Origin of the sequence: Burkholderia sp. AU33803, assembly GCF_002223095.1 — a bacterium.
Taxonomy (GTDB): Bacteria; Pseudomonadota; Gammaproteobacteria; order Burkholderiales; family Burkholderiaceae; genus Burkholderia.
Genome location: NZ_NKFJ01000005.1, coordinates 582,684 through 609,447, shown reverse-complemented (window position 1 = coordinate 609,447; position 26,764 = coordinate 582,684). Strand labels below are relative to the sequence as shown.

Annotated in this window: 24 protein-coding genes and 1 pseudogene; 13 read left to right on the top strand and 12 right to left on the bottom strand. The window is 69.9% G+C overall.

What is annotated here, in order from left to right; all coding sequences use genetic code 11:
• Positions 1-48: 48 nt before the first annotated feature.
• The 6 genes from CFB41_RS14645 to CFB41_RS14620 are packed head-to-tail and all read right to left on the bottom strand — an operon-like array spanning position 49 to position 7,513.
• Positions 49-942, bottom strand: a complete 894-nt coding sequence (locus CFB41_RS14645; RefSeq protein WP_089456924.1) for a polysaccharide deacetylase family protein — start codon at positions 940-942, stop codon at positions 49-51.
• Positions 939-3,416 carry an MMPL family transporter gene (locus CFB41_RS14640; RefSeq protein ID WP_089456923.1) on the bottom strand — a complete coding sequence of 826 codons (2,478 nt, stop codon included), beginning with the start codon at positions 3,414-3,416 and terminating at the stop codon, positions 939-941. The genes CFB41_RS14645 and CFB41_RS14640 overlap by 4 nt, the downstream gene beginning before the upstream one ends.
• Complete coding sequence (locus tag CFB41_RS14635; protein ID WP_089456922.1) at positions 3,416-4,072, bottom strand: outer membrane lipoprotein carrier protein LolA; 657 nt, start codon at positions 4,070-4,072, stop codon at positions 3,416-3,418. Before CFB41_RS14635 ends, CFB41_RS14640 begins: the two co-directional genes overlap by 1 nt.
• Positions 4,069-5,064 (bottom strand): acyl-CoA synthetase, encoded by a 996-nt coding sequence (locus CFB41_RS14630; protein ID WP_089456921.1) that lies wholly within the window; start codon positions 5,062-5,064, stop codon positions 4,069-4,071. The genes CFB41_RS14635 and CFB41_RS14630 overlap by 4 nt, the downstream gene beginning before the upstream one ends.
• Entirely contained in the window at positions 5,061-6,809 is a 1,749-nt protein-coding gene (locus CFB41_RS14625) for an acyl-CoA synthetase family protein (protein ID WP_089456920.1), read from the bottom strand. Before CFB41_RS14625 ends, CFB41_RS14630 begins: the two co-directional genes overlap by 4 nt.
• A 50-nt stretch (positions 6,810-6,859) precedes the next feature.
• Complete coding sequence (locus tag CFB41_RS14620; RefSeq protein ID WP_089441327.1) at positions 6,860-7,513, bottom strand: hypothetical protein; 654 nt, start codon at positions 7,511-7,513, stop codon at positions 6,860-6,862.
• Positions 7,514-8,085: 572 nt separating this feature from the next.
• Between CFB41_RS14620 and CFB41_RS14615 the strand changes: the two genes are divergently transcribed.
• The 5 genes from CFB41_RS14615 (at position 8,086) to CFB41_RS14595 (ending at position 12,434) form a co-directional block, all read left to right on the top strand.
• A complete protein-coding gene (locus CFB41_RS14615) occupies positions 8,086-8,346 on the top strand; it encodes a phosphopantetheine-binding protein (RefSeq protein WP_069249366.1) in 261 nt (86 codons plus the stop codon).
• A 119-nt stretch (positions 8,347-8,465) separates the two neighbouring features.
• The gene (gene fabG / locus CFB41_RS14610; protein ID WP_089457205.1) at positions 8,466-9,182 is read left to right on the top strand and encodes a 3-oxoacyl-ACP reductase FabG; all 717 of its coding nucleotides are present in this window, start codon (positions 8,466-8,468) and stop codon (positions 9,180-9,182) included.
• An 87-nt stretch (positions 9,183-9,269) separates the two neighbouring features.
• Positions 9,270-10,568, top strand: coding sequence for an endoribonuclease L-PSP (locus CFB41_RS14605; protein WP_089456919.1), 1,299 nt, complete (start codon positions 9,270-9,272; stop codon positions 10,566-10,568).
• 125 nt (positions 10,569-10,693) lie between these two features.
• Positions 10,694-11,476: a glycosyltransferase family 2 protein gene (locus CFB41_RS14600; protein ID WP_089456918.1), complete on the top strand. Its 783-nt coding sequence runs from the start codon at positions 10,694-10,696 to the stop codon at positions 11,474-11,476.
• Positions 11,477-11,672: 196 nt separating this feature from the next.
• Positions 11,673-12,434 (top strand): M48 family metallopeptidase, encoded by a 762-nt coding sequence (locus tag CFB41_RS14595; RefSeq protein WP_089456917.1) that lies wholly within the window; start codon positions 11,673-11,675, stop codon positions 12,432-12,434.
• A 100-nt stretch (positions 12,435-12,534) separates the two neighbouring features.
• On the opposite strand, the gene CFB41_RS14590 is transcribed toward CFB41_RS14595, so the two are convergent.
• The 4 genes from CFB41_RS14590 to CFB41_RS14575 are packed head-to-tail and all read right to left on the bottom strand — an operon-like array spanning position 12,535 to position 17,274.
• The gene (locus CFB41_RS14590) at positions 12,535-14,253 is read right to left on the bottom strand and encodes a lactate permease LctP family transporter (protein WP_089456916.1); all 1,719 of its coding nucleotides are present in this window, start codon (positions 14,251-14,253) and stop codon (positions 12,535-12,537) included.
• 50 nt (positions 14,254-14,303) lie between these two features.
• The gene (locus CFB41_RS14585; RefSeq protein ID WP_089456915.1) at positions 14,304-15,749 is read right to left on the bottom strand and encodes a LutB/LldF family L-lactate oxidation iron-sulfur protein; all 1,446 of its coding nucleotides are present in this window, start codon (positions 15,747-15,749) and stop codon (positions 14,304-14,306) included.
• Positions 15,746-16,480 (bottom strand): lactate utilization protein C, encoded by a 735-nt coding sequence (locus CFB41_RS14580; RefSeq protein WP_089456914.1) that lies wholly within the window; start codon positions 16,478-16,480, stop codon positions 15,746-15,748. Before CFB41_RS14580 ends, CFB41_RS14585 begins: the two co-directional genes overlap by 4 nt.
• Positions 16,477-17,274 (bottom strand): (Fe-S)-binding protein, encoded by a 798-nt coding sequence (locus tag CFB41_RS14575; RefSeq protein ID WP_089456913.1) that lies wholly within the window; start codon positions 17,272-17,274, stop codon positions 16,477-16,479. The genes CFB41_RS14580 and CFB41_RS14575 overlap by 4 nt, the downstream gene beginning before the upstream one ends.
• 134 nt (positions 17,275-17,408) lie before the next feature.
• Between CFB41_RS14575 and CFB41_RS14570 the strand changes: the two genes are divergently transcribed.
• The 6 genes and pseudogenes from CFB41_RS14570 to CFB41_RS14545 all read left to right on the top strand — a co-directional run bounded on the left by CFB41_RS14570 (position 17,409) and on the right by CFB41_RS14545 (position 23,012).
• Positions 17,409-18,125: a FadR/GntR family transcriptional regulator gene (locus tag CFB41_RS14570; RefSeq protein WP_069248848.1), complete on the top strand. Its 717-nt coding sequence runs from the start codon at positions 17,409-17,411 to the stop codon at positions 18,123-18,125.
• Between the two features lie 225 nt (positions 18,126-18,350).
• Positions 18,351-19,976: a phospholipase D family protein gene (locus CFB41_RS14565; protein ID WP_089456912.1), complete on the top strand. Its 1,626-nt coding sequence runs from the start codon at positions 18,351-18,353 to the stop codon at positions 19,974-19,976.
• 149 nt (positions 19,977-20,125) lie between these two features.
• Positions 20,126-20,899, top strand: coding sequence for a class II aldolase/adducin family protein (locus CFB41_RS14560; RefSeq protein WP_071335076.1), 774 nt, complete (start codon positions 20,126-20,128; stop codon positions 20,897-20,899).
• A 381-nt stretch (positions 20,900-21,280) separates the two neighbouring features.
• Positions 21,281-21,715, top strand: coding sequence for a CHRD domain-containing protein (locus tag CFB41_RS14555; protein WP_046544429.1), 435 nt, complete (start codon positions 21,281-21,283; stop codon positions 21,713-21,715).
• 17 nt (positions 21,716-21,732) lie between these two features.
• Positions 21,733-21,909, top strand: a pseudogene (locus CFB41_RS38605) (cytosine methyltransferase); the annotation flags it as partial.
• A 140-nt stretch (positions 21,910-22,049) separates the two neighbouring features.
• Positions 22,050-23,012: an alpha/beta hydrolase gene (locus tag CFB41_RS14545; RefSeq protein ID WP_089456911.1), complete on the top strand. Its 963-nt coding sequence runs from the start codon at positions 22,050-22,052 to the stop codon at positions 23,010-23,012.
• Here CFB41_RS14545 and CFB41_RS14540 read toward each other — a convergent pair.
• The gene (locus CFB41_RS14540; RefSeq protein ID WP_089456910.1) at positions 22,982-23,824 is read right to left on the bottom strand and encodes an EcsC family protein; all 843 of its coding nucleotides are present in this window, start codon (positions 23,822-23,824) and stop codon (positions 22,982-22,984) included. The genes CFB41_RS14545 and CFB41_RS14540 overlap by 31 nt on opposite strands.
• A gap of 107 nt (positions 23,825-23,931) precedes the next feature.
• Between CFB41_RS14540 and CFB41_RS14535 the strand changes: the two genes are divergently transcribed.
• Together CFB41_RS14535 and CFB41_RS14530 are read left to right on the top strand one after the other, a co-directional pair.
• Positions 23,932-25,527, top strand: coding sequence for an MDR family MFS transporter (locus tag CFB41_RS14535; protein WP_089441003.1), 1,596 nt, complete (start codon positions 23,932-23,934; stop codon positions 25,525-25,527).
• Positions 25,528-25,553: 26 nt separating this feature from the next.
• Positions 25,554-26,000: a MarR family winged helix-turn-helix transcriptional regulator gene (locus tag CFB41_RS14530; protein WP_089456909.1), complete on the top strand. Its 447-nt coding sequence runs from the start codon at positions 25,554-25,556 to the stop codon at positions 25,998-26,000.
• 79 nt (positions 26,001-26,079) lie between these two features.
• Here CFB41_RS14530 and CFB41_RS14525 read toward each other — a convergent pair whose 3' ends face one another.
• Positions 26,080-26,661 (bottom strand): DJ-1/PfpI family protein, encoded by a 582-nt coding sequence (locus CFB41_RS14525; RefSeq protein ID WP_021161332.1) that lies wholly within the window; start codon positions 26,659-26,661, stop codon positions 26,080-26,082.
• Between the last annotated feature and the right edge of the window lie 103 nt (positions 26,662-26,764).

Sequence of the window (26,764 nt, the reverse complement as noted above, 5' to 3'; positions counted from 1 at the left end):
TGGCCGGAACGGGTGCCGCAGCAGGGCTGGCACGCGCGCCGTTCGAGGTCAGATTTTATCAAACGGGGGTGCCGAACCGGCCGGCTCGCCCGGCCCGCCGGGCGGCTCCGGCGCGAGCGCCGCGCGCAGCGTGGTCCAGTGCAATTGCGCATCGGCAGCCGCGCGCAGCACCGCGTGCAGCACGTCGAGCACGACCGGTTCGCCGCGCGTGTCGCGCGCTGCGTGGCCGTCGTGCACGAGCAGGATGTCGCGTGCCGCGAGGCCGTGCAGCAGGCGGCGCGTGACGGTCGCGGCATCGCGCGCACGCGTGTCGAAGCCACGTCGCGTCCAGCTCGCCAGTTGCAGGCCGAGTTCGCACAGCACCGGCTCGAGAAACGGGTTGCGCAGGCCAGCCGGCGCGCGGAAGAACAGCGGGCGCGTGCCGGTGAGCTCGGTCAGCGTCTGCTGCGCGGCCGCGATCTCGCGCCGCAGCGCGGCGGGCCCCGACAGCGAGAACGTGTGGCGGTGCCGCTGGCTATGGTTCTCGATTGCATGACCGCGCGCGACGATCGCCTCGATCCAGCGCGGATGACGGCGCGCGAGATCGCCGATGCAGAAGAACGTCGCGCGCGCGTCGTAACGGTCGAGCAGGTCGAGCACGCGCGGCGTGACGTCCGGGTCCGGGCCGTCGTCGATCGTCAGCGCGATGCGGCGGCCGGCGTGGGCCGGCAGGCGCGTCCAGTTCGGGCCGAGCAGCGTGCTGCGCGGCCACAGGCCCGCGGCGGTCAGCGCGAGATGCGACGCGACCACGCTACCGACCGCCCACGGCCACGCGGCCGGCTGCGCGACGACGGCGGCCGCCGCGCCCGCATGCAGCGCGGCCGTGCCCGCGATCAGCGGCGTCGGCTTCCAGCGGCGCGTATCGCCGGGGCGTTGCGACGGAACGGTCGACGGCGCGTTCATGCGCGGCTTCCTCGATGACGGTCGATGGCCACAGCGTCAGCCGCGCGCGGCGCGAGAATGGCCGCGAACGCCAGCGCGAGCATCGCGCCCGGGCCGACGGTCAGCCCGAAGGTTTCGAGCAACGGCACGCGCGACAGCGCCAGCAGCCCGAAGCCGGCAACCGTTGCGAGATTCGCGATCAGCAGCGACACGAGCGTGTACGGCGTGACGGGCTGCGCGTCGTCGCGCTTGCAGAAGAACAGCGCGTAGTTCGAGCCGACCGCGACGATCAGCAGCATCCCGACGAGATGCAGGATCGTCAGCTGCACACCGGCGAGCGCGAAGCCGGCCGTCACGACCAGCACGGCCGCGACGAGCGGCGCGAGCGCGCGCATGGCGCGGCGCGGCGAGCGCAGCGCGATCAGCAGCAGCACGGCGATCGCGGCGAAGCCCGCGAGCGACAGCCGGATGTCCTCGTGCACGTAGCTCACGTACAGGCGATCGGCTTCGGCCTTCATGTCGACGAACAGCGCATCGGGCACACCCGCGCGGGCGACGGCTTCGCGAATCGGCGTGGCATCGAGACTCGATGCCGGTTGCGCGGCGCGGGCGGCATCCGGCGCGCGCAGCGGCAGCATCGCGCTCCAGCGGCCGTCGCGTTCGGTCAGCAGCGCATCGACGGCGAGCGCCATCGACGTGCCGCGCAAGTCCGCGCGTGTCAGCAGCGGCGCGTGGCGCGCGGCCTCGACGTCGGTGATGAACGGTGCGAACAGGTCGGGCTTGACCGCGATCGGCTGGTTCGCGACGGCGTCGCGCATCCGCGCGGCGAGCACGTCGGCATCCGGCAGGCTCGCCCGGCGCGCGCGCTGCGCGGCATCGCTCGGCAGGTAGCGCGCGGGGCTTTCGAAGCCGGCGAGTGCGCCCCGGTCGACCAGCGGCTGCAATTGCGCGGCGACCTTTTCGGCGCCTTCGAGCGCGGCCTGTTCGGTCGAGGCGGAAATCACGACGAGATAGCGCACGTCGGGTGCGCCGACATCGGCGCGCAGCCGCGCATCGAGCGCCTGCGCTTGCGCCGGCACCGGGCTGAGCGCGGCGAGTTCGCGGCTCCACAGGCCGTCCCGATGCAGCACGAGTGTCGCGACGGCGGCGATCACCAGCACGGCGAGCGGCCCGCGCAGCCGCGGCGCGGCGTCGGCCGCACGCGCGAGCACGGCGCCGACACGCGACACGTCGCGGATCGCGACATGCTCGCCGCGCAGGTGCGGTAGCACGAAGCGCGTGACGAGCGCGGCGGCCGTCAGCCCGACGATCGAATACAGCCCGAGCTGCACGAGGCCCGGGAATCCGGAGAACAGCATCGACGCGAACCCGCACACGGACGTCAGCACGCCGAGCCGGATCGTCGGCCAGTACGCGACGACCCATGCGCGCGTCGCGTCGGCCGGGCGCGCCGTGCCGCGCGTGCCGGCCTGCGCCGATTGCACGAACAGGTAGATCGAATAGTCGACGGCTTCGCCGATCAGCGTCGTGCCGAAGCCGAGCGTCAGCCCGTGGACCGTGCCGAACGCGACGCTGACCGCCGCGATGCCCGCCACGATGCCGGTCAGCACCGGCAGCAAGCCAAGCGCGAGCGTGCGCGGCGAACGGTACAGCGTCAGCAGCAGCGCGACGATCAGCACGACGCTCGCCGTCGATAGCCGTTCGACGTCGTGCCGGATCGTGTCGCGCGTGTCGACCGAGAACACGCCGGGGCCGGTCATCGCGAGCGTGGTCGCGGCGGCGTTCGGCACGGCCTGCTGCGCGGCGGCGAACGCGCGGCGCACCATGTCGATCGCGCGGGCCTGCGCGTCGGTATCGGACCCGGCGGCGGCCGTCTGCACGACGAGCACCGCGCGCGTGCCGTCGCGCGATGCCCACACGCCGTCGCGGCTCGCCGGTTCCGCCGCGCTGTCGAACTGGTCGACGAGCGTGGCAACTTCACCGGTCGGGTCGCGCGGCAGCATCGCCTTGGCCACGAGGCCGGCCGACGAACTCAGCAGGTCGAGGCTGTCGCCGAGCGCCTGATGCAGGCCCGCCGCGCTGAAGCGCTGCGGCGTGACGGCCGGGCTCAGCAGGTAGCGGTGATCGAAGATGAACTGGCGATCGCGCGCGTCGTTCGCGGCTTCGCCGTTGTGAACGGCCGCGAATTGCGGATCGGTGCGCAGCGCGCCGGCGACGCGTCGCGACAGCGCGGCGCGCGTCGTGGCATCGCCGCCGTCGATCGCGACCAGGATCAGCCGCGACACGACGCCGTCGCGCAACTGGTCGACGAGCACGCGCTGCCCGGCGCTCGGCGCGCTCGGCAGGAACGCGGACAGGTCGGCCGTGAAGTGCGCGCGCCCGATCGCGACGCCGCATGCGATGAGCGCGAGCAGCCACGCGAGCACGGCACGCTGCCGCAGCGCAGGCAGGCGGCGCGCGACCGGTGACGCGGGGGGCCGGGTGCGTTCGTCCATCAGTTCGGGTTCGCCGGAACGGGTTGCAGCCGCATCACCGAGCGGTCGCCGTCGGCCTGCCGGATCGCGACGCTGCGCAACACGTCGCGCGTGCCGTCGAGCGTGATCGTGCTGACGACCTTCAGCATCCGCGAGTCGAGCGGTGTGAGCGTCAGCGTCCAGTCGTCGCCGCGACCGGCGAGCGCGACCTTGTACACCTGTTCGAGCGCGAAGCGGTTGCCGGCGAGCGTCGCGCGGATGCTGTCGATGAACGCGCCGAGTTCCGGATAGCGTGCGAGCGCGAGCGTGAACTTGCGGTTGTTGCGCTCGACGGTGAGCATGTCGCCATCGACGACGAGGTGTTCGGGCTTCGGGCTCAGCGTGTGCTTCTCGAGATGATCGGGCGCGACGAACACGAGTTCGCCGGACGATTCGACCGGCTGCGTCGCGATCGACAGGGTCTTCGTCTCGGTGAACGTCGCGCGCCCCGACTTGTGTTGCGCAAGCGTCGACATCAACCGGTCGAGGTTCCACGCCGGCGCCGTGTCGGCCGGTTGCGCGGGCGTTGCAGCCAGCGCGGCCATGGCGGCGCTTGCCGCGACGGCGACGGCCAGCGTGCGGACGGCGCGACGCAGCGTGGACGGGAGCGGGGGCAGGCAGCGGCGAACGGCGGTCATGCGTCGGAATCCCTCGTGGCGGCCAGGCCGGCACCGGCGCATGCAGCGTCGCTGCGAGCGGTCACGGTCGCGGTCGCGGTCGCGGCATCGCCGCCTTGCCAGAAGTCGAAATAGTTGAACCAGTTGTACGGCGCCGCGCGGCAGTATTTGTCGAGCAGCGCGACGTAGCGCGCGAGTGCCGCGTCGACGGCTGCCGCGCGTGCGTCGCGCCGCACGTCGGAGAAATCGGCGAGCGTCTCGAAGTGCACATCGTAGCGGTTGCCGTCGCGATAGAGGCCCGTCATGAAGATCACCGGGCGCTTCAGCATCGCGGCCATGTAGAGCGGCCCGAGCGGGAACGCGGCGGGCGCCCCGAGCAGCGGCAGCCGGCGCAGCGACGCGGCCGCGTCGTCGAGCAGCGTGCGGTCGGCGAGCATGCCGACCATGCAGTTCGCGTCGAGGCGCTCGCGCACCTTCAGCATCGAGTCGACCTGCCCGAGCGGAATCACTTCCGGCTGTGCGGCGGGATTCACCGCGGCGAGCGTCGCGTTGATCTTGCGCGCGTTCTTCTCGTACATCGTCACGACCACGCGCAGGTCCGGGTGCGTGCGGCCGATCGCGCGCACGACCTCGAAGCTGCCGAGATGCGCACCCATCAGGAACGCGCCGCGCCCGCCCGCGAGCGCGTCGTCGACGAGCGTTTCACCGTGCAGCCGGATGTCGAACAGGTCGAAGCGTCCGTTCATCAGGTAGATGCGGTCGTGGATCGTCGCCGCGAACGTGAACACGTGCCGGTACACGTCGCGCCAGCGCGCGGGGCGGCCGAGCACGCGGCGCAGGTAGTCGCGCGACGCCGCGCACGCAACCGGCGAGAACAGCACGAAATACGTCGCGATCAGGTGCAGCACGACGCGCGCACGCTGCCGGCCGAAGCGCAGCGAGATCCACGTCATCGCGCGCAGCAAGCCCGCATTGCTGCGTTCCTGGCGTTCGGCCCACGCGGTGCGCTTCATGGCTGCACGCCATCCTGTGCGGCCGGCGGCGCGGACAGCACGCCGCTCGCGACTTCGCGCGCCCCGGTGCGCAGCGTGAAGCGGATCGCACCGCTCGCCGCGGCGTCGTACGCGAGATCGAGCGGTTCGCCGGGTGCGACCGGGCTCAGGAATTTCGCGGACCCGAGCCGCCACGTGTGCAGCGGACGGTTCAGCGCCGTGCCGATCGCATGGATCGCGTGATCGAGCAGCACGACGCCCGGCACGACCGGATGGCCGGGGAAGTGGCCGGGCAGCGCCGGGTGATCGGCGGGGATCGTGAACCCGAGCGCGGGCGCGGGCGCGCCGTCCGGGTCGCGTACGGGCGTCGGCGCGGCCGAAGTGCGCGCGTGTTGAGCAACGAGCGCGGCGAGCACGTCGCGCGGCAGCTTGCCGGTTTCATTGCGCGGCAGCGCATCGACGAACACGAGCGGGCGCGGCATGAACGCGGGATCGATCCGCTCGCGCAGCGCGCGCTGCAGATCGGCGGCCGCGAGCGTCGGCGCGACGACCAGCGCGACGAGGCGCGTGACCGGCTCGAGGCCCGCGTCGGCATGCGCCGGCGCGGCTTCGTCGGGCATGAAGAACACGCCGTCGAGCACGTCCGGAATCGCATTGAGCTGATGGTTCAGGTACGCGAGCGACGTGCGCTTGCCGGCGATGTTGACGAGGTCGGCCTTGCGGCCGTGCAGCAGGAACCGGCCGTCGCCGAGCAGTTCGAGCGCATCGCCCATCGGCACGGGCGCTTCGACGTGCCCGCCCGACACCCAGATCGTCGGCTCGCCGTCGTCGCTCTCCGGTTCGTCGCGCGCATCGAGCCGGATGCCCGGGAACAACGCCCACGCCGCGCCTTGCGACGTGCGACGGGTCGCGATCTGGCCGGTTTCGGTGCTGCCGTAGATCTCGACGAGCGGCGCGTCGAGCGCGGCTTCGGCTTCGCACGCGAGCTTTTCGGACAGCGGAGCGGTGGCCGACAGCACGAGGGCGGCAGGCGGCAGCGCCTGGCCGGCCGCCAGCAGCGCCCGCAGGTGGATCGGCGACGTGACGAGCACGCGCGGCTGCGGGATCGCGTCGAGTTCGTCGCGAATGTCGACCGGGTAGAACGGCTGGCGATTGCTGAACGCGAGGCCGCCGATCAGCGCGAGCAGCACCGTCGACTCGAAGCCGTACATGTGCTGCGCGGGCACCGTGCCGATCAGCGTGGCCGCGCGGCCGTCGAGCAGCCCGAGGCGGTCGGCCGCCGCGCGCACGCAGCCGACCAGGAAGCCCCAGGTCTTGCGGTGCGGCACCGGTGCGCCGGTCGAGCCGGACGTGAACACGTAGGCCATGATGCGCGCCGCATCGATCTGCGGCACGACGAACGGCGCATCGCTCGCGCGCTCGCCGGGGGCGGCATCGGGGTACGCGAAGCGCGGCAGGTCGATCGCGCAGTCGGGCGCGTCGTGCAGGCAGAACGCGTCGGGCGCGAACGATGCGAGCTGGCGAACCATTTCCGGCGTGTGCGTCGACGGCAGCAGGCTGATCTTGCCGGCAACGAGCGCGGCGCACAGGCTGACCGCGAAGCGGTAACGGTCGCGGCACACGTTGAACACATGGCCGCCGGCGGGCAGCGCGGCGGCCACGCGGGCGACGTCGGCGACGAACGCGCGCACGGTGACGGGCGCGCCGTCGCGCCAGGCGATCGTCTGGTCCGGCGACGAATGGAAAACCAGCGGGTGAGTCGGCATAAATCGGTCAAAACGGGAGCGAAGGCCGGCGCGCGGCGCCGGCCGTGAATTCATCGTGACGGCTGCGATGCGTGAGTCGTCGCGCGATACGCGCGCACCGCATCGACCATGCGCGGCCGCGGTTCGTGCGGCAGTGCGAAGCGCCGGCACGCATGCTCGGCGGCGAACATCACGGCGACGAGCGGCAGCGACAGGTAGTTCGCGAACGTTGACCACGTGACGATCGGCGCGGTCGCGAACAGCAGCGTCGACACGGCGGCGATCGCGACGAAGAACAGCGTCCACGCGAGCGTGATCTGCCGGGTATAGCGCGCGACGGCCGGCGTGATCGCGCCGTGGATCATCGTCGCGAAGCGGGTGCACAGCGGCACCTGGCCGGCCGCGAGCGTGCGGCCGAACAGCAGCGCCATCGCGAGGTTGAAACTGGCGTGTTCCAGATACAGGCCCCATTCGAAATGCCGGGCGAGCGGCACGCGCGCGGCCCACAGCACGGCGGCGGCAAGCAGCCACGCCGGCACGAGCCATGCGCGATGCGGCGAGCGCAGCGCCGCGCCGAGCGCGAGCAGCAGCGGCGGCACCAGCGCCATCGCGAGGCCGAAGCCGTGCGCGCCGGGTGTGGCGGCCGCGTAGTGTGCGCCGGCCTGGTATGCCGCGACGGCGCCGACCGCGGCGAGGCCGCGCGCGACGGGCAGCAGCCGGCTCATCGGCGGCCTCCGCGCGCGCGGCGTGCGAACGCGTGCCCGGCGGCCGGGCGGCAGCGGACGGACGGGCGAACCGGAACGGAGCGGAAGGACGGGCGCGGCATGACTGGCGACATCGGGCGGATCGTGGCCGGACGCGATGGTCAGGCCGTCAAACATCATATGAAAGGCGGCCGGGACGCAGATCCGGGCCGGTGGTCGGGCACGCTCATTTTAGGGCCGCGGCATGGCGTGTTCGGGGCGGGCGCGAACGGGTTTTGTAACCGATTGTATGGCGCGGGACGAATGGTTTGGCGGGGTCGGTCCATTTCCATCCAAAGCGGCTCAAGCGTCTCGTGCATTCGGGTCCCGAAACGGGCCGCGGAGCCGGCTCGCCAGTCTGTAACCATTGGCGGTATACGGCCCGATACCCGTTCGTCTAGAATCCGCGTAACTTTTACAAACAATCCCCCAATAAAGCAGGCGGGGAAGCCGGCAGACGCCGGAGGGACGGAGATTCGCACGCGCCGGGCGTGCATGGCGACAGCCGTTTCCGGGCACCTTCCGCTGCCACGGGCCGCCTGCCCGCACGCATGATGAACGCACTGGAACAAGAGCTCGCCACGCTGATCATCGGCGAACTGAATCTCGAAGACGTCACGCTCGACACCGTGACGGCCGAGACCCCGCTGTATGGCGAGGGTTTCGGGCTCGACTCCATCGACATCCTGGAAATCGCGCTGCTGATCTCGAAGAAATACGGCTTCGAGCTGCGTTCGGACAATCCGGACAACCAGAAGATTTTTGCGACGCTCGGTGCACTGGCGGCGTACGTCGCCGCGCACCGCACGAAGTGACGGGGTCGCGCCACGGGCGCGACGTACAGATGTGCAGATGATGACGGCAGGCGGCCGCGATCGGCAGACGATACGCGGCCGCGTCGATCGAGGTGGAACGCGATGAACGGAGCAATTCGATGCGCGCGCTCGTGACGGGCGGCAGCGGCGCACTCGGGCAGGCGATCTGCACGGCGCTCGCGCAGGCCGGCCATGAAGTGTGGGTGCATGCGAACCGCCATCTCGCGCAGGCGGAGGCGGTCGCGCAGCAGATCGTCGCGGCCGGCGGCACCGCGCACGCGATCGCGTTCGACGTGACCGACGCCGATGCGACGCTCGCCGCGCTGCAGCCGTTCATCGACGAGGCGCCGGTGCAGATCCTCGTCAATAACGCCGGCATTCACGACGATGCGCCGATGGCCGGCATGTCGCGCCGGCAGTGGCACAGCGTGCTCGACGTGACGCTCAACGGCTTCTTCAACGTCACGCAGCCGCTGCTGTTGCCGATGATCCGCACGCGACGCGGCCGGATCGTCAACATCGCGTCGGTGGCCGGCGTGACCGGCAATCGCGGGCAGGTCAACTATGCGGCCGCGAAGGCGGGGCTGATCGGCGCGACGAAGTCGCTGTCGCTGGAGCTCGCGTCGCGCGGCATCACCGTGAACGCGGTCGCGCCCGGCATCATCGAATCGCCGATGGCCGAGCACGCGTTTCCCGCGGAACGCATCAAGCAGCTCGTGCCCGCGCAGCGCGCGGGCCGGCCCGACGAAGTCGCGGCGATGGTCGCGTATCTGGTGTCCGACGCCGCGGCCTATGTGACGGGGCAGGTGCTGTCCGTCAACGGCGGGCTCGCGTGACCAAGCGCGCAGCGTCGGCGTGACGTAACGCAACGCGGCGCAGGCCGCGAGGTTGCGCGGCCTGCGCCGCATAGTGAGGAAATCGAAGTGTCCGTGCATCCAGTCGACGCCGAACGGCGCCCGTGTTCCCTGTCGTCCTCTGCCGCGCCCGTCGTGCGCGGGCAGACGGCGGCCGGGCCGGTCGCATCGCGATCGGGCGAAGCGCTCGCGCACGACGGCGAGGGTGCGCTGCGGCTCGTCCGGATGAGCCATGCGCGGCTCGCCGCGCTGCTGCACGATGCGCGTGGCCGTGGCGACGGATTCGAGCGCGCGTTTCCCGGCGCATTGGGTGCGGTATGCATCGGCGCTGGCACAGCATCGCATGCCGAATCACGCGCGGACGCGGCGGCACGGATGCTGGCCGAAGTCGTGCCCGACCTGCCGGTCGCCCCGGTGCCGATGACGCTGCTCGGCGCCGGCATCGCGCCGGACGACGCCGTCTGCGAAATCTGGCAATGCCGTGCGCGCGACCTGCGCAGCGAACGGCGCGGCGCGCTGCACTATCGGTACAGCGAAACGGCGGGCCTCGTGTTCGGCAGCATCGTCGTGCATGAAGCAGCACTCGTGGCGAACGAATCGCGCGACAGCGGCACCCCGCTCGAGCGCGCGACCCACGACGCGTACCGCGCACTGTTCAGCGTGCTCGATTCGCTCGGCATGCCGCATCCGCTGCGCATCTGGAATACCGTGCCGGCGATCAATGCGGTGCAGTTCGGGATCGAGCGCTATCGTCAGTTCAATATCGGCCGCCAGCATGCATTCGATGCGTGCAGCCGCGCGCTGACGGGCGGCGTGCCGGCCGCATGCGCGCTCGGCTCGGTCGTGCCGGTCGCGGGCGATGCGTCGCCGGCCGCGCCGCTCGCGATTCATTTCCTCGCCAGCCGCACGCCGGCCGATCCGGTCGAGAACCCGCGCCAGGTCAGCGCGTATCACTATCCGGCGGAGTACGGCCCGCGTGCGCCGACGTTCGCGCGCGCTGCCGCGTGGCCGCAACGCGATGCCGCGCCGCTGCTGTTCGTGTCGGGCACCGCGAGCATCGTCGGGCACCGCACCGTGCATCACGGCGACGTTCTCGCGCAAACGCGCGAGACGGTCGCGAACCTCGCGGCCGTGCTCGAGCAGGCCGCGCGCCAGGGGCACGGCCCGTTCTCGCTCGCCGACCTGAGCTATCGCGTCTACGTGCGCGACGCCGGCGATGCGGCGGCGCTGGCCGCGATCGAGCGCGTGCTGCGCGAGGCGGCCGGCCCCGGCGTGCGGCCGCTCGTCGTCCATGCGGACGTGTGCCGCGACGACCTGCTGGTCGAGATCGAGGCCAGCGCGGGTCATGAGGAGGCGTGGTTGTCATGAAGCGAGAAAACCTCACGATCGAGCCACCGGCTGCGCACCCGGGCGACGTCGACGAAGCCTGCCGACGGTCGCCGGCAAGTCATAAACTTTTGTCAGGATCCCCGTCTTCGCAATCGGCCGTTTCCATGTCCAAGCTGCACGCCTCGTCCACCCATCTCGTCCTGATTCCGAGCTACAACCCGGGCATCAAGGTCGACACGACCGTGCGCAATGCCCGCGCGCAATGGAATCCGGTGTGGGTCGTCGTCGACGGCAGCACCGACGGCAGCGCAGAACGGCTGCAGGCGATGGCCGAGCGCGACCCGGGCTTGCGCGTGATCGTGCTGCCGGAGAACCGCGGCAAGGGCGCCGCGGTGCTCGCCGGGCTCGACGCGGCGGCCGCGAGCGGCTTCACGCATGTATTGACGATGGATTCCGACGGCCAGCATCCGGCCGACCTGATTCCCGCGTTCATGGCCGCGTCGCAGGCCGCGCCCGACGCGATGGTGCTGGGCGTGCCGAAGTTCGACGCGAGCGCGCCGCAGTTGCGCGTGCAGGGGCGCCGGCTGTCGAACGCGTGGGCCGACCTCGAGACGCTGTGGGCCGGGATCGGCGATTCGCTGTACGGGTTTCGCGTGTATCCGGTCGCGCCGCTGGCCGCGATCATGCGCCGCCAGCCCTGGATGCGCGGCTTCGACTTCGATCCCGAGGCGGCCGTGCGGCTGTGCTGGGCCGGCGTGCGGCCGATCCGCATCGACGCGCCGGTGCGCTATTTCGGCCGCCACGAGGGCGGCGTCTCGCACTTCCATTACGGCCGCGACAACGCGCTGCTCGCGTGGATGCACCTGCGCCTGTTCACCGGCTTCGCCGTGCGGCTGCCGATGCTGGTTGCGCGGCGGCTGACGCGACGCCACGACCAGACGGCCTGAGCCCGCCCGTTTCCCGTTCCGGTCGTCGCCCGGTTGCGGCGATTGCTCCGTTTTCCGTCGTCAATCCTGTGTCGACGCGCCGCATCGTTGCTGTTCGTCGAGTAATCCGCATGTCATCGGATGTAAACATCTGGTAATTTTCTGCCGGATTATGCAAAATCGCCGCTCCCAAATACAACTATCGAGGGATTCCGGGATGCAACTCAAGAAAGCGGTGGCAGCGTGTGGCGTGGCGTTTCTGTTGAGCGCGTGCGGTGGGGTACAGAACCTTGACGCGAACAGCCTGACGTCGGCGGGGACCAGCCTGTTCAAGGCAGCGACGCTGTCGGACAGCGACATCGCCGCACTGTCGAACGACTCGTGCAAGGCCAGCGATGCCGAATCGAAGATCGCGCCGGCGAACAGCGCGTACGCGAAGCGCCTGACGAAGGTGATGAAGGGCTTCGGCGACATGACGCTGAACGGCCAGAAGATCAACTACAAGGTCTACATGACCAAGGACGTCAACGCGTGGGCGATGGGCAACGGCTGCGTGCGCGTGTACAGCGGCCTGATGGACCAGATGAACGACGACGAGCTGCGCGGCGTGATCGGCCATGAAATGGGCCACGTTGCCCTGGGTCACTCGAAGAAGGCGATGCAGACGGCCTACGCGGTCAGCGCGGCGCGCACCGCGGCCGGCGCGGCATCGCCGGGCGTGGCGGCACTGACGAGCTCGCAGCTCGGCGACATCACCGAGAAGTTCATCAACGCGCAGTTCTCGCAAACGCAGGAAAGCGCGGCCGACGACTACTCGTTCGACCTGATGAAGCAGAAGGGCATGAACCAGAAGGGCCTCGTCACCGCATTCCAGAAGCTCGCGAAGCTCGACGGCGGCAAGAGCTCGATGATGGATTCGCACCCGTCGTCGGCGAGCCGTGCGCAGCACATCGAGGATCGCATCGCGAAGGGCAGCTGATCGCGCAACCGGTCGCCTGCCGCGGCGGGCGATCCAGCGGCGACATGAAAAACCCCACGCTCTTCCGGGCGTGGGGTTTTGTTTTTGGGGCGGGCGCTGCTTACGGCACCATCCCCGGCAGCACGTAGGCCTGCGCGAGCGTGATCAATCCGACGATCACCGCGAACAGCAGGCTGTGCCGCACCGTGAAGCGGAACAGCTCCGATTCCTTGCCGACGAGGCCCGTCGCCGCGCAGGCGACCGCGATCGATTGCGGCGAGATCATCTTCGCGGTCACGCCGCCCGTCGTGTTCGCGGCCACCGCGAGCGTCTCGGGCACACCAAGCTGATGGGCCGTGGCCTGCTGCAGCGAGCAGAACAGCGCGTTCGACGACGTGTCCGAGCCCGTCAGGAACACGCCGAGCCAGCCGAGGAACGGCGAGAAGAACGGGAACGCGGCGCCGGTCGCGGCCAGCATCAGCGCGAGCGTCGACGACATCCCCGAGTAATTCGCGACGAAGGCGAACGCAAGCACGAGGCCGATCGACAGGATCGGGCGCGTCAGCTCCTTCAGCGTCTCGCCGAACGTGACGAGCGCGTCGCGCGGCTTCATCCGCAGCAGCGCCATCGAGATCAGCGCGGTCACGAGGATCGCGCTGCCGACCGCCGACACGAGATCGATCTTCAGCACCGCGTCGAGCGCCTTCGGCGTCGCGGCGATCGGCGCGGTCTTCACGACGAGCTGGTCGAGCCCCGCCACATGGAACTTCAGCACGGTCGACGCGAGTGCGCCGTGCGCGGCGAACAGCGCCTTGAACGGCGCGATGCTCCATACCGTGACGACGGCCGTCAGGATCAGGAACGGCGACCACGCGTGCACGGTCTGCGCGAGCGTGTACGGCGACGCCTGCCGGCTCGTGCCGGTGCCGAAGCCGCTGCGCGAGCCTGCGCCCGCGCCGCCGAAGCCCGCGAGCGCGGCGCCGCCGCCGGATGCGACGAGGCCGCCGGCCGTCTGCTTCGCGGTGCGCGGCTGCCAGACCTTCAGGAACGCGGCGAGCGCGACGAGGCTGACGAGCGACGACGTGATGTCCGGCAGCTCGGGCCCGATGTGGTTCGACGTGAAGTACTGCGTCACCGCAAAGCTGCCGCCCGCGACGAGCGCGGCCGGCCAGGTCTGCCGCACGCCGCGCAGCCCGTCCATCATGAACACGAGCCAGAACGGCACCGCGAGCGACAGCAGCGGCAGCTGGCGGCCGGCCATCGCGCCGATATGGAACGGGTCGATGCCCGTCACCTGCCCGGCGACGATGATCGGAATGCCCATCGCACCGAACGCGACCGGCGCCGTGTTTGCAATCAGACACAGTCCCGCCGCGTGCAGCGGCTTGAAGCCGAGCCCGACGAGCAGCGCCGCCGTGATCGCGACGGGCGCGCCGAAGCCGGCGGCGCCTTCGAGGAACGCGCCGAACGAGAAGCCGATCAGCAGCATCTGCAGGCGCTGGTCGTCGGTGATCGACAGTACGGACGCGCGAATGATGTCGAACTGGCCGGTCTTCACGACGATCTTGTACAGGAACACGGCCGCGACGATGATCCACGCGATCGGCCAGATGCCGTACGCGAAGCCGAAGCCGGCTGCTGCGAGCGCCTGCGGCACGGGCATCCCGTACGCGAGGATCGCGACGCCAAGCGAGAGCAGCAGCGTGATCGCCGCGGCGACGTGGCCCTTGAGCCGCAGCGCGGCCAGCGCGACGAAAAAGAAGATGATCGGGATTGCGGCGACGAACGCCGACAGCCCGAGGCTGCCGAGCGGCGTGTAGATCTGATGCCAGGCCTGCATGGATGTCTCCTCCATAGGTTTTTGTCGATACGGCTTGAGAAACGAAACGGCTATTCGGGCTGGCCGCGTGCGCGCAGCAGGTCGGACAGGCTGCGCGGCGCAGGTTCGAGCGGCGTGCGGTGCTGCGTCCAACCCATCTGTTTTGCCGGCGTCAGCGCACGCAGCCGCGTTGCGGTCCAGCGGAACGCGCGGTATGCACGCGGATGCGCTAACGCACCCGACCAGAAGCGCCACACGAGGTTTTCCGCGCGGTTGTAGTTCGCGCCCTGGCCGCGCAGCGGATGCGCGACGGGTTCGTTGGGCTTGCGGTTCGCCTCGGTACGCAGCCGCACGAGGAGTTGCGGGATCGGAATCCGCACCGGGCATACCTCGCCGCAGGCACCGCACAGCGTCGATGCGGTCGGCAGGTCGGCCGTCGCGTCGAGGCCGAGCAGATGAGGCGAGATGATCTTGCCGATCGGCCCCGGGTAGGTCGTGCCGTAGGCGTGGCCGCCGATGCGCGTATAGACGGGGCAGTGGTTCATGCACGCGCCGCAGCGGATGCACTGCAGCGTCGCGCGCAGCTGCTCGTCCGCGTAAGCCTGGGTGCGGCCGTTGTCGAGCAGCACGAGATGCAGCTCGCGCGGGCCGTCGCGTTCGCCGTCGCGGCGCGGGCCCGAGATCAGGTTGAAGTAGGTCGTGATTGCCTGGCCGGTGGCCGAGCGCGTGAGCAGGCTCGACAGCGGCACGATGTGCTCCAGCTTCTCGACGACCTTCTCGATCCCCATGATCGCGACGTGCGTATCGGGCGCGGTCGTCGACAGGCGGCCGTTGCCTTCGTTCTCGACCAGCCACAGCGTGCCCGTGTCGGCCGCCGCGAAGTTCACGCCGGACAGGCCGATGTCCGCCTCGGCGAACGCGCGGCGCAGCGCGCGCCGGCCGGTCTGGATCAGCGCGTCGACGTCCTCCGTGTAGCGCGTGCCGGGGATGTGCGCCGCGAACAGCTCGGCGATGTCGCCGCGCGTCTTGTGGATCGCCGGCATCACGATATGCGACGGCTTCTCGCCCGCGAGCTGCACGATGAATTCGCCCATGTCGGATTCGATGCAGTCGACGCCGTGCTCGGCGAGGTAATGGTTCAGCTCGATTTCCTCGCTCGCCATCGACTTGCCCTTGATCACGCGGCGGGCCTTCTTCGCCTGCGCGATGCCGAGCACGATCGCGTTCGCGTCGGCGGCCGTTTCGGCCCAGTGCACGTGCACGCCGGCTTCGGTGAGCTTCGTTTCGAGCCGTTCGAGCAGGGCGGGCAATTGCGCGAGCGCGTGCTGCCGCACGGCTTCGCCGAGGTCGCGCAACTGCTGCAGCTCGGTGTCGTCGGGGAACTGCGTCGCGCGCTTGCCTTGCAGGAAGTCCATCGCGCCACGAAAGCTCTTGCGCAGCGCGGGATCGTCGAGCGCGGCGCGCGCGCGGGCCTTGAAGTCGCCGGGGGCGACGAAGTGCAGCGTGTGGTCGTTCATTGCGGGAGAGCCTCGCTGGCGGTGGCGGCCGGGCCGGCGGCGGCCGTCTCGGTGACGATCACGACCCACAGGCGGCGCGGACCGTGTGCGCCATAGGCGAGCGTCTGCTGGATATCGGAGGTTTTCGACGGGCCCGAGATCAGCACGAGGTTGGTCGGCATGCCGGCGTGCCAGCGCTCCGCGTGCACGGCCGCGTGCAGGTCGGGGTGCAGCGTGCTCGCATGAACGAGCGCGACGTGCAGCGGCGGCACCAGCGACACCGTGCGCGGCGTGCCGGCATCGGGTGCGAGCACGACGGTGCCGGTGGCCGCGATGCCCGAGCGCGCGACGGTGAAGCCCGCGTCGATCGTGTCGAACAGTTCGGCCTTCCATGCGTCGATCGGCCGGTCGAACGGCACCGGCGCGACCGTGTCGGGCAGCGCGCGGGCGAGCGCCGCGGATTCGGCGCGGGCCGGGTCGAGCAGCAGGCGGCGCACGCCGGCCTCGGTGAGCCGCGCGGCGAGCTGCGCGGGCCATTCGTCGCCGGTCGCGCACCAGACGTCCGCGTGCGACGCGGCGAGCGCGGCCTGCATCGTGAGGGCAAGTGTGTGCGGATCGTGTGCCGCCTCGGCTTCCATGCGGCGTGCGTCGTAATGCGTGTCGATGCGCGCGTCGAGCGCGGGGGCGTCCTCGGCGGCGACACCCGGGGCGGCGGCGCGCAGCCGCTGGAGGATGGCGTCGCGCGCGCTCATCGCTTGTCTCCGCGCAGCGATGCGGCGCCGGCCGTGCGCCGCCACAGGAAGCTGGCGAGGTGCTCGACCGGCAGCGGCGCGCCGGATTGGTCGGCCGCGTGGCCGATGTTCAGCAGGCAGCCGCAGTCGGCGGACACGAGCCGGTCGCAGCCCGTCGCGCAGGCCGATGCGACCTTGTCGCGCACCATCGCGCCGGAGATGTCGGGATGCTTCAGCGAGAACGTGCCGCCGAAGCCGCAGCATTCGGATTCGCGTTCGTGTTCGATGCGCGTCACGCCCGGCAGCGCGTCGACGAGCGCGACGCCGTGCACGCGCGTGCCCATCTCGCGGCGGGCCGCGCACGACGTGTGCAGCACCACGCGCTCGTCGGCGCCGGCCGGCGCGGTGAGTGCATCGAGCCGCACGTCGAGCACGTGTACGAGGAATTCGGTGAGTTCGTAGGTGCGTTCCGCAATCGCCCGCGCCTGGGGGCCATGGACGGGATCGTCGGCGAACAGCGCCGGCCAATGGTGCCGGATCATGCCGCCGCACGAGCCGGACGGCACGATCACGGGCCACGGTTCGGCGAACAGGTCGAGCTGCGCGGCCGCGACGCGGCGCGCCTCGTCGGGATTGCCGCTGCTGTAGGCCGGCTGCCCGCAGCAGCTCTGGCCGCGCGGATAGTGGACGGTCAGGCCTTCGCGTTCCAGCAGGCGGACCGCGTCGAGCCCGGCTTCGGGGACGAACAGGTCGACCAGGCAGGTCGCGAACAGATAGACGTGCGCGGGGGCGGCGGGGTACTGCCTTGGGTTCATGTCTCGCTCCAGAGGCGCCGGCCCGGCATGCGGATGCGGGACGACGATTTCGCTGCATAATTCCCGCGACGGCGCCGCAGCTCAAATTGGTTGGGCCAATCGGCACGGAAGGCATTGCGCAGGGAGACGCGACGATGGCAGCGATGACGGCCCGGGGCCGGACCGAAGTGGTGATGCGCAAGATCGAGACGGCGTTGCTGGACGGCACCTGGCCGGCCGGCGCGCGCCTGCCGGCCGAGCGCGTGCTCGCGCAGGAATACGGCGTGGCGCGCAATACGGTGCGCGAGGCGACCCAGCGGCTCGTCGCGCGCGGGCTGCTGCAGAGCCGGCGCGGCGCGGGTGTCTACGTGACCGACCAGTTGCGTGCCGGGATCGCGTCGCCGTGGGGCCAGCTGGTCGCCGATCATCCGGCGCTGCGCGACGACATCCTCGAGTTCCGCCGCGTGCTCGAAGGCGCGACCGCCTATTTCGCCGCGCTGCGCGCCGATGCGAACGACCGGCGCCGGATCCGTGCGCTGCTGCGCGAGCTCGAAACCGCGCACGCGAACGGCGCCGCGGCCGTCGAAGCCGCGACCGACGCGAAGCTGCACGAGGCGATCGCGCTTGCGTCGCACAACACGATGTTCCTGCACCTGCATACGAGCGTGATCGGGATGCTGCGCGAGCACATCTCGATCAACGTGGCGGGCATGACGACGCACGACGAGCAGGCGTCCGAGCTGCTGTTGCTGCAGCACCGCGTCGTGTGCGACGCGATCTGTGCGCAACGGCCCGAGGAGGCGCGCACCGCGATGCAGACGCACATCGACTATGTGCGAAGCCATTTCGAGCGCAGCGGCGATGGCGCATGAAGTTGGTTGGGCCACTTCGGCGCGTGGCCCGTCCGGCGGGCGACTCCGGAGCGGCGGGGCATCGGTGCCCGGCAGGCGGGCGGTCGTCCGTGGCCTGAAGCTGCCGGCGGCGCCCCGCGCGATTGACCGGTTCATCGGGCGCCCACTAGAATCGGCCGGAACCGCGCGCCAGCCGCGCGCCGCGGCGCATGCGGGCCTTTTGTTCCGCCAGTCGAGGAAGTTTCCGTGTTCACCTCTTTGATCCGGCGCGCACCGGCCGCGCTGTCGTGGCGCGCCGCCTGCCGCCCGGCCCGCGCACTGGCCGTCGGTATGCTGTTGTCGCTCGTCGCCGCCTGCGCGACGCATCCGCCCGCCACCACGCTCGAGCGCCCGGTCTCCCACGCGTTGCCGCCCGATACCGCGACGCCGCTGCGCGACGCGCTGGCCGCGCCCGAGGCCGCGCATCCGGGCCAGTCCGGGTTCCGGCTGCTGCCGGAAGGTGCCGAGGCGCTGCAGATGCGCATCGCGCTCGCGCGCGCCGCGACGAAGACGCTCGACATGCAGTACTACATCGCGACCGAGGACACGACCGGCAAGCTGCTGCTCGCCGCGGCGCTCTACGCGGCCGATCGCGGCGTGCGCGTGCGGATGCTGGTCGACGACCTGAACTTCCGCGACATCGATCGCATCATGGCCGCGCTGAACACGCACCCGAACATCGAGATCCGTGTGTTCAACCCGTTCGGCGCGTCGCAGCAGCGGATGGTCGAACGTACGGCCAATTTCTTCACGCGCATCGACAGCTTCACGCGCCGGATGCACAACAAGGCGATGATCGCGGACAACCAGATCGCGATCGTCGGCGGCCGCAATCTCGGCGACGAATACTTCAACGCGAGCCCGACGCTGCAGTTCCGCGATCTCGACGTGCTGGCCGCCGGCCCCGTGACGAACGACGTCTCGGCGAGCTTCGACGCGTACTGGTCGAGCGCGAGCAGCTATCCGCTGCGCGTGCTGAATCACCAGTCGTTCGATCCGAAGGACCTCGACGCGACGCGCGACGAGCTGCGCGCCCACTGGCGCACGAACGCCGATCCATACAACGCGAAGCCGCTGAACGCGACGCCGCTCGCGCAGCAGATCTCACGCGACGAGCTCGCGCTCGTGTGGGCGCCGGCCGAGTTCAAGGTCGACGCGCCCGACAAGGTCGCGCGGCCGACCGACGCGTACGTGAGCCCGCCGATGCAGCGCCTGGTGGACCTCACGCGCGGCGCGCAGCAGGAATTTCTCGCATTCTCGCCGTATTTCGTGCCGCACGACGCGGGCGTGAAGATCCTCGGCGACGCGACCGCGCGCGGCGTGCGCGTCGCGATCCTGACGAATTCGCTCGCCGCGACCGATGCGGTCGCCGTGCAGGCCGGCTACGGTCCGTATCGCGTGCCGTTGCTGCGGCACGGCGTCGAGCTGTACGAGTTCAAGGCGCAGCCGGGCCAGCCGCGCGCGCGCCTGTTCGGGTCGCGCTCGCGGGCGAGCCTGCATGCGAAGGCGTACGTGATCGACCGGAAGATCCTCGTGATCGGCTCGATGAACCTCGATCCGCGTTCCGCGCACCTGAACACCGAACTGGCGCTCGTGATCCACAGCCCGGCGCTCGCGCAGCAGGTCGCGACGATTTTCGCGCGCGTGACCCGGCCGGATGAAAGCTACCGCGTGAGCCTCGTCACGCCCGCGGGGGGCGGGTCGCCCGAACTCGAATGGACGGGCATCGACAACGGCCAGCCGACCACCTATCACGTCGATCCGCACGCGGGGCTGCTGCGCAACGTGATGACCGGCATGTTCATGCTGCTGCCGGTGGACGACCAGCTTTAAGGGGACGGAAGCGCTCCGGCTAAACCCGCGTTTCCGGTGCGCGGGGAAGCGTGATATGGTTGTGCGCGCAACTAATGTGGCGTGTGCGACGGGGCCGCCGGGCGGCTCGCGCCACGCGTGCCGCGCACACCCGCAACCGGAGTTCCCCCATGCAACGTGTCCCGAACCAGCCGTTCACGCGCCCCGCCCGTTTCTCCGAAGCCGAATGGCAGGCGCGCGTGCAGCTTGCGGCGGCTTACCGCATCTTCGACCATCTCGGCTGGACCGAGCTGATCTACAACCATATCTCGCTGCGCGTGCCGGGCGAGGACGGTCATTTCCTGATCAACCCGTTCGGGCTCCATTACCGCGAGGTGTGCGCGTCGAACCTCGTGAAGATCGACATCGACGGCAACGTGATCGGTCATTCCGACTGGCCGATCAATCCGGCCGGCTTCACGTTCCACAGCGCGATCCATGCGGCGCTGCCCGATGCGCACTGCGTGATGCACGTGCACACGACGCCGACGATGGCCGTGTGCTGTTCGCGCGACGGGCTGTCGTTCTCCAATTTCTATTCGGCGCAGCTGTACGGGAAGATCGCGTATCACGACTTCGAGGGCATCACCGTGCATCTGGAAGAGGGGCGGCGCATCGTCGAGAGCGCCGGCGGGCGGCCGGTGCTGCTGTTGCGCAACCATGGGCCCGTGACGATCGGCGCGACGCTCGCGCAGACCTTCTCGCTGATGTGGCTGCTCAATCGCGCATGTGAGGTGCAGGTCGCCACGCATGCGATCGGCGACGCGCTGCCGATCGCGCCGCCGGTGCTCGAGGGGTGCGTGCGCGACTCGCTGAATTTCGATCCGAAGCATGGCGCGGGGCAGGACGCGTTCGACGCGCTGCAGCGGATGGTCGATCGCATCGATCCGGGCTATCGCGCGTGACGTGAAGCGGTGCGCTCGCTTCGTCGTGCCTGATACGGGGTGAACCGGATCCGACGGCGGCGTGCGCAAAAAAAACGCGGCCGGGCGGCCGCGTGAATACTCGCAGACTCCTTCGGACGAAGGAAACAAGCAACTGTGAGACGAAGTGTAGCGAAAGGCCGCGGGCCGATTCAGTCATCCGGCTGCAAAGGTCCATTCCAGGTTGATGCAGACTGACGCGCCGTGCGCCGTGCGCCGTGCGCCGTGCGAGCGGGCCGGCCGGGCGCGGTGCGGCGATTCGCTGCATGGCCGTTCGGTCGACTCCCGGACCGGCGGCGATCGACTACCATCCTATCTGGCGCCCCCGTTCGGGTGGCGTACAACGTCGTACAAGGAGAGTCCATGCTCAAGCTGCGTTTGCTCCAGGTCGCGTTACTCGCGGGCGTGCTGGCCGCCGGCAGCGCCGCCGCCGAAACGGTGCGTCTGTCCGCCAATCTCCAGCCGTCGAGTGAGGTGCCGCCCACGGCGACCAAGGGCTCGGGCGACGTCGAAGCCACCTACGACACGGCCACGCACATGCTGCAGTGGAAGGTCACCTACGAGCACCTCACGGGGCCGGCCACCGCCGCGCACTTCCACGGGCCGGCGCCGGTCGGCCAGAACGCGGGCGTGCAGGTGCCGATTCCGAAGGAGGAACTGGCGAGCCCGATCAAGGGCTCGAAGGAGCTCACCGACGCGCAGGTCACCGACCTGATGGGCGGCAAGTGGTATTTCAACGTCCATACGAAGGAGCACCCGGCCGGCGAGATTCGCGGCCAGGTGATGCCGGCGAACTGAGCGCCGGCGTTTGATCCGTGAGCGCCGGAAACCGGCAGCCGCAGGCGGCATTCCGCTGTGTCGGGTGCGGGCATGAGGGCCATGCCGATGTGGTCGATGCGATCAACATACTGGCGCGGGGGCACCGCGTTGCAGCCTGTGGAGAGCCGGTGCAGTCGGGCCGCTCCGTGAAGCAGGAACCCGCCGAGGCGATCCGAGACGAGCATCATCGTTTCAAACGCGGTAGGAATCCCGAGCCTTCAGGCGCGGGAGGATGTCAAGTAGAGGCACCTGTCGAGCGGTGCGGGAGCGATCGCACGTACCATCGTCACACTGTGATTACGGAGTGCGTCCGATGAGTTGGCAAAGCAAGTTCGCCTGCTGGCTGCTGCGCTGGCAGTTCCGTCCCGAGACCACGCGCGAGGTGCTCGATCCCGCCCGCGCACGGCGCTTTACCGACCTGCGGATGGTTGTGCCGCGCCGTGCGCCGTCGGGCTACCGGCTGCGCCAGTGCTATGGCCCGGCCGATGCGCCGCTGCGCGGCGAATGGCTCGAACGCACCGACTCGGTTGCGGGTCGCGGCCCCGGCCGCACGCTGCTGTACTTCCACGGCGGCGGCTATTACTTCTGTTCGACGAAGACCCACCGTCCGCTCGTGTTCGGCCTGACGAAGCGCGCGGGCGTGCGCTCGTTCTCGCTCGACTACCGGCTGGCGCCCGAGCACCGCTTCCCGGCCGCGCTCGACGATGCGCTCGCCGCGTACCGGCAATTGCTGGCGCTCGGCACGCCGCCCGAGTCGATCGTGCTCGGCGGCGATTCGGCGGGCGGCGGCCTTGCGCTCGCGACGCTCGTCGCACTGCGCGACCGCGGCGAGCCGCTGCCGGCCGGCGCGATCCTGTTCTCGCCGTGGACCGATCTCGCCGCCACCGGCGCGACGCTGCGCACGAACGACGGCGCCGATCCGATGTTCGCGGGCGCGGCGCTGGCGAAGGCCGCGAAGCTGTACCTGGGCGACGAGCCGGGCACGAATCCGTACGCATCGCCGCTCTATGCGGATTTCACGGGGCTGCCGCCGCTGTATATCCAGGTCGGCAGCACCGAGGTGCTGCTCGACGATTCGCGCCGCGTCGCCGAGAAGGCGAAGGCGGCCGGGGTCGCGGTGGAGATCGAGGTGTGGCCCGACATGCCGCACGTGTGGCAGCTGTACGCGCCGATGGTGCCGGAGGCACGTGACGCGCTCGACCGCGCGGCCGCGTTCCTGCGCCGCGTCGCGGTCGAGCGTGCGGTTCAGCGCGCCGGCGAGGCGTCGATCGCCTGATAGGCGGCCTTGACGGCCACCGTGCCGTACTTGCGCTCGAGCCGGCGCACGGTGAAGTGGCCGTGCGCCATCTGCTGGAAGTGGTCGATGAACAGCGTATTGACGGTCGCGCCGAGCACGGCGCCGATCGCCGGAATCGACTTCGCGGCCATCTGCTCGGTCACCTGCACCGAGAAGCGCGACGCCACCGTCTGCACGAGCTTGAATACGGCCGCCGAGCTGTGCGCGGCGATGCCCTTCGTCGTGATGTCGGACGACGCCTTCGAGATCGCCTGCGCGAGCGCGCCGCGCAGCACGAAATAGCCGAGATCGGCGTCCTCTTCCTGCTTGTCCGGGTTGCCGCCCATGCCAAGCACGGCCAGGCATTGCAACTGCGTATCGACCGAGCCCAGGTCTTCTCCCTCGCTGCGCGCGATGTCGCACACCGAGCGGAAGATCAGCGTCGTCGTCACCGGCAGCTCGACCGGCAGCGCGAGAAAGCCGAACGCGCCGCCCGCCGCGCCGGTCGTCGCCACCGCGAGCTTGTGCAGCAGGTTGCTCGGCTTGTCGGGTTCGGCGTCCGGCCCGGGCGGCTTGCCGAGCGTGCGCAGCGCGATGTTCAGGCACTTGCGCAGCGCGAGCTGCGTCGCGTCGTTGATCTTGCCGGTCGCGAAATCCGGCAGCCGGGCGATCATTTTCTCGACCGGCGCGCCGAGCATGCCCGTCAGCTTCATCGTCAGCGACGGGCTTTCCAGCACCTGCTTCGCGCGCCACAGCGCGTCCCGATCCTCTTGGGACAGCGTGATCGCGGGGGTGATTGAAATCGGTTCCATCTTTCTCCTTGGCGGTCTGGTTCGGTTTGACCGTCGCCAGCCTAGATTACTCCGGCGTGCTAGAATTTTGAGATTGTTTGACTCGTCAAAAGTTGCGCCAACAAAAAATGGCCGTCCATACTGCCGCCCACCATTCGAGCGGGCAAGTCCTGCCGTTCCGCGAATCGCTGCTGGCGATGATCGGGATCTCATTTGTCACCATGCTGGTCGCACTCGACCAGACCGTCGTCGGCACCGCGTTGCCGACCATCGTCGCCGAGCTTCGCGGTTTCGACCTGTACGCATGGGTCGCGACCTCGTACCTGCTCAGTTCCGTGATCACGGTGCCGATCTTCGGCCGGCTCGGCGACTATTACGGCCGCAAGCCGTTCGTCATCGTGTCGATCGTCGTGTTCACCGGCGCGTCCGTGCTGTGCGGGATGGCGAACGACATGCTGATGCTCGTGCTCGCCCGCGGGCTGCAGGGGATCGGCGGCGGGATGCTGGTCGGCACCGCGTTCGCGTGCATTCCCGACCTGTTCCCCGATTCCGTCGTGCGCCTGCGCTGGCAGGTGCTGATGAGCTCCGCGTTCGGCATCGCGAACGCGGTCGGGCCGTCGCTCGGCGGCGTGCTGACCCAGTCGTTCGGCTGGCGCTCCGTGTTCTACGTGAACCTGCCGGTCGGCCTGCTGTCGCTGCTGTTCGTGTGGCGCTACCTGCCGCACCTGCGCCACGTCGAGCACGATCGCAAGATGCGGCTCGACTGGCCGGGCGCGCTGCTGATCGCGCTGTCGCTCGGCGCGCTGCAGCTGTTCGTCGAATGGCTGCCGAAGTACGGCGTCGCGAGCTGGGCGTCGCTGCTGCTCGTCGTCGCGGTCGCGGCCGGTTTCGGCCTGTGGCACTGGGAGAAGCGTTGCGCGCAGCCGATCTTGCCGTTCGACATGTTCGGCAACCGTGCGCTGTCGGCGCTCTTCGTGCTGGCGATCCTCGCCGGCTTCGCGATGTTCTCGCTGCTGTTCTACGCGCCGCTGCTGTTCCAGGGCGGGTTCGGAATGTCGCCGAAGGAGGCGGGGCTCGTGATCACGCCGCTCGTCGTGTTCATCACGATCGGCAGCATCATGAACGGCCGTGTCGTCACGCGTATCCGCAACCCGAATGCGATGCTGCACGTCGGCTTCGTGCTGTTCGCGATCACCTGCGCGGGCATCGTCGTGTCGACCCACACGACGCCGAAGTGGCTGCTGATGGCGCTGATGGTCGCGGGCGGCATCGGGCTCGGCTTCGTGCTGCCGAACCTCACCGTCTTCGCGCAGCAGACGGCCGGCCGCGAGCATCTCGGTATCGCCACGGCGTTGCTGCAGTCGCTGCGGATGGTCGGCGGGATGGTCGGTACCGCGCTCACCGGCACGCTCGTCAACCAGATGTATTCGAGCGGCGTGCGCGATGCGCTGTCGGCCGACCACGCGATGCAGTGGCATGCGCAGCTCGCCGATCCGCAGATTCTGATCGATCGCGCCGCGCAGGGCGGTCTCGTCGCGGAGCTGACGCGGGCCGGGCATAATGGCGCGCTGCTGCTGGAAGCGGCCCGCGAATCGCTCGTCGGTGCGATTCACCTGGGCGTCGCGATGGCGGCGGTCGTCGCCGTGGTGTCGGTGTGGCAGTGCCGCCGCGTGCCGCCGATCGCGCTGCGGCACAAGATCGAACCGCATGTCGCGGCCGACTGAACGATTGAACGAGTAGAACTGAGCGCATGGAAGAACAGGACCGCGTCGCGATCTTGCAGCAATTCGGACGCACGTATCGCGCGTTCATGACCGCGTTCGAGGCGCACGTCGGGCAACCGATGCCGCGCTGGCGCATCATGGTCGCGTTGCACACGATGGGCGGGCATTCGTCGCAGAAGAAGCTCGTCGAAGTGCTGCGCGTCGATCCGGGCGCGCTCACGCGCCAGTTGAAGTCGCTCGACGCGCTCGGCTGGATCCAGCGCGAATCCGACGCACGCGACAATCGCGTGACCAACGTGACGCTGACGGACGACGGCCGCGCCGCGTTCGACGCGTGCCTGCCGCGCCGCAAGGCGTTTCTCGAACAGACGATGGCGCAATTGCCGGACGACGTGCTGACTGCGCTGTCGGGTGCGCTGGCGATGCTGGAGTCGCGGATCGCGGACGTCGGCTCGACGCCGGTCGCACGCTGAAGCGCGGGCAGGGCGGCGCGCATCCACCGCCGGCCCGGCCCTTCATCTCATCTCAATTCACTTACGGTCAGACGCGGGTTCAAAGCTCGATGCGCGTGCCCAGCAGCGCGAGGAACTGCGCGAGCCACGCCGGATGCGCGGGCCACGCGGGCGCGGTGACGAACGGCGCGTCGGTCACGGCCGCATCGACCGGGATGTCCGCGTATTCGCCGCCGGCGAGCTTCACCTCGGGCGCGCAGGCCGGGTAGGCCGAGATGCGCTTGCCGCGGATCACGTCGGCGGCCGCGAGCAGTTGCGCCGCGTGGCAGATCGCCGCGATCGGCTTGCCGGCTTCGGCGAACTCGCGCACGAGCGAGATCACCTTCGGATCGAGTCGCAGGTATTCGGGCGCGCGACCGCCCGCGATCGCGAGCGCGTCGTAGCGCGATGCGTCGACGTCGTCGAACGCCGCGTTCAGCGTGAACTGGTGGCCGGGCTTCTCGGTGTAGGTCTGGTCGCCCTCGAAATCGTGGATCGCGGTCTTGATCTTGTCGCCCGCGCGCTTGCCCGGGCAGACTGCATCGACGTGGTGGCCGACGGCCTGCAGCGCCTGGAACGGCACCATCGTTTCGTAGTCTTCGGCGAAATCGCCGGTCAGGAACAGGATCTTCTTCGCGGCCATGGCTTTCTCCAGTGGAGCTGCGTTGAGGGCCCGCGCGACAGGCAAGTGCCACGCCCGCGTGGGGCCCCGAGGACGAAAGCGCAGTGTACTCCGGCCGCTTGAA

What these genes read in the sequence shown, in the direction of transcription:
- CFB41_RS14645 (WP_089456924.1), bottom strand. Translation starts at nt 942, where the DNA reads ATGAACGCGCCGTCGACCGTTCCGTCGCAACGCCCCGGCGATACGCGC.
- CFB41_RS14640 (WP_089456923.1), bottom strand. Translation starts at nt 3,416, where the DNA reads ATGGACGAACGCACCCGGCCCCCCGCGTCACCGGTCGCGCGCCGCCTG.
- CFB41_RS14635 (WP_089456922.1), bottom strand. Translation starts at nt 4,072, where the DNA reads ATGACCGCCGTTCGCCGCTGCCTGCCCCCGCTCCCGTCCACGCTGCGT.
- CFB41_RS14630 (WP_089456921.1), bottom strand. Translation starts at nt 5,064, where the DNA reads ATGAAGCGCACCGCGTGGGCCGAACGCCAGGAACGCAGCAATGCGGGC.
- CFB41_RS14625 (WP_089456920.1), bottom strand. Translation starts at nt 6,809, where the DNA reads ATGCCGACTCACCCGCTGGTTTTCCATTCGTCGCCGGACCAGACGATC.
- CFB41_RS14620 (WP_089441327.1), bottom strand. Translation starts at nt 7,513, where the DNA reads ATGAGCCGGCTGCTGCCCGTCGCGCGCGGCCTCGCCGCGGTCGGCGCC.
- CFB41_RS14615 (WP_069249366.1), top strand. Translation starts at nt 8,086, where the DNA reads ATGAACGCACTGGAACAAGAGCTCGCCACGCTGATCATCGGCGAACTG.
- fabG (WP_089457205.1), top strand. Translation starts at nt 8,466, where the DNA reads ATGCGCGCGCTCGTGACGGGCGGCAGCGGCGCACTCGGGCAGGCGATC.
- CFB41_RS14600 (WP_089456918.1), top strand. Translation starts at nt 10,694, where the DNA reads ATGTCCAAGCTGCACGCCTCGTCCACCCATCTCGTCCTGATTCCGAGC.
- CFB41_RS14595 (WP_089456917.1), top strand. Translation starts at nt 11,673, where the DNA reads ATGCAACTCAAGAAAGCGGTGGCAGCGTGTGGCGTGGCGTTTCTGTTG.
- CFB41_RS14590 (WP_089456916.1), bottom strand. Translation starts at nt 14,253, where the DNA reads ATGCAGGCCTGGCATCAGATCTACACGCCGCTCGGCAGCCTCGGGCTG.
- CFB41_RS14585 (WP_089456915.1), bottom strand. Translation starts at nt 15,749, where the DNA reads ATGAACGACCACACGCTGCACTTCGTCGCCCCCGGCGACTTCAAGGCC.
- CFB41_RS14580 (WP_089456914.1), bottom strand. Translation starts at nt 16,480, where the DNA reads ATGAGCGCGCGCGACGCCATCCTCCAGCGGCTGCGCGCCGCCGCCCCG.
- CFB41_RS14575 (WP_089456913.1), bottom strand. Translation starts at nt 17,274, where the DNA reads ATGAACCCAAGGCAGTACCCCGCCGCCCCCGCGCACGTCTATCTGTTC.
- CFB41_RS14570 (WP_069248848.1), top strand. Translation starts at nt 17,409, where the DNA reads ATGGCAGCGATGACGGCCCGGGGCCGGACCGAAGTGGTGATGCGCAAG.
- CFB41_RS14560 (WP_071335076.1), top strand. Translation starts at nt 20,126, where the DNA reads ATGCAACGTGTCCCGAACCAGCCGTTCACGCGCCCCGCCCGTTTCTCC.
- CFB41_RS14555 (WP_046544429.1), top strand. Translation starts at nt 21,281, where the DNA reads ATGCTCAAGCTGCGTTTGCTCCAGGTCGCGTTACTCGCGGGCGTGCTG.
- CFB41_RS14545 (WP_089456911.1), top strand. Translation starts at nt 22,050, where the DNA reads ATGAGTTGGCAAAGCAAGTTCGCCTGCTGGCTGCTGCGCTGGCAGTTC.
- CFB41_RS14540 (WP_089456910.1), bottom strand. Translation starts at nt 23,824, where the DNA reads ATGGAACCGATTTCAATCACCCCCGCGATCACGCTGTCCCAAGAGGAT.
- CFB41_RS14535 (WP_089441003.1), top strand. Translation starts at nt 23,932, where the DNA reads ATGGCCGTCCATACTGCCGCCCACCATTCGAGCGGGCAAGTCCTGCCG.
- CFB41_RS14530 (WP_089456909.1), top strand. Translation starts at nt 25,554, where the DNA reads ATGGAAGAACAGGACCGCGTCGCGATCTTGCAGCAATTCGGACGCACG.
- CFB41_RS14525 (WP_021161332.1), bottom strand. Translation starts at nt 26,661, where the DNA reads ATGGCCGCGAAGAAGATCCTGTTCCTGACCGGCGATTTCGCCGAAGAC.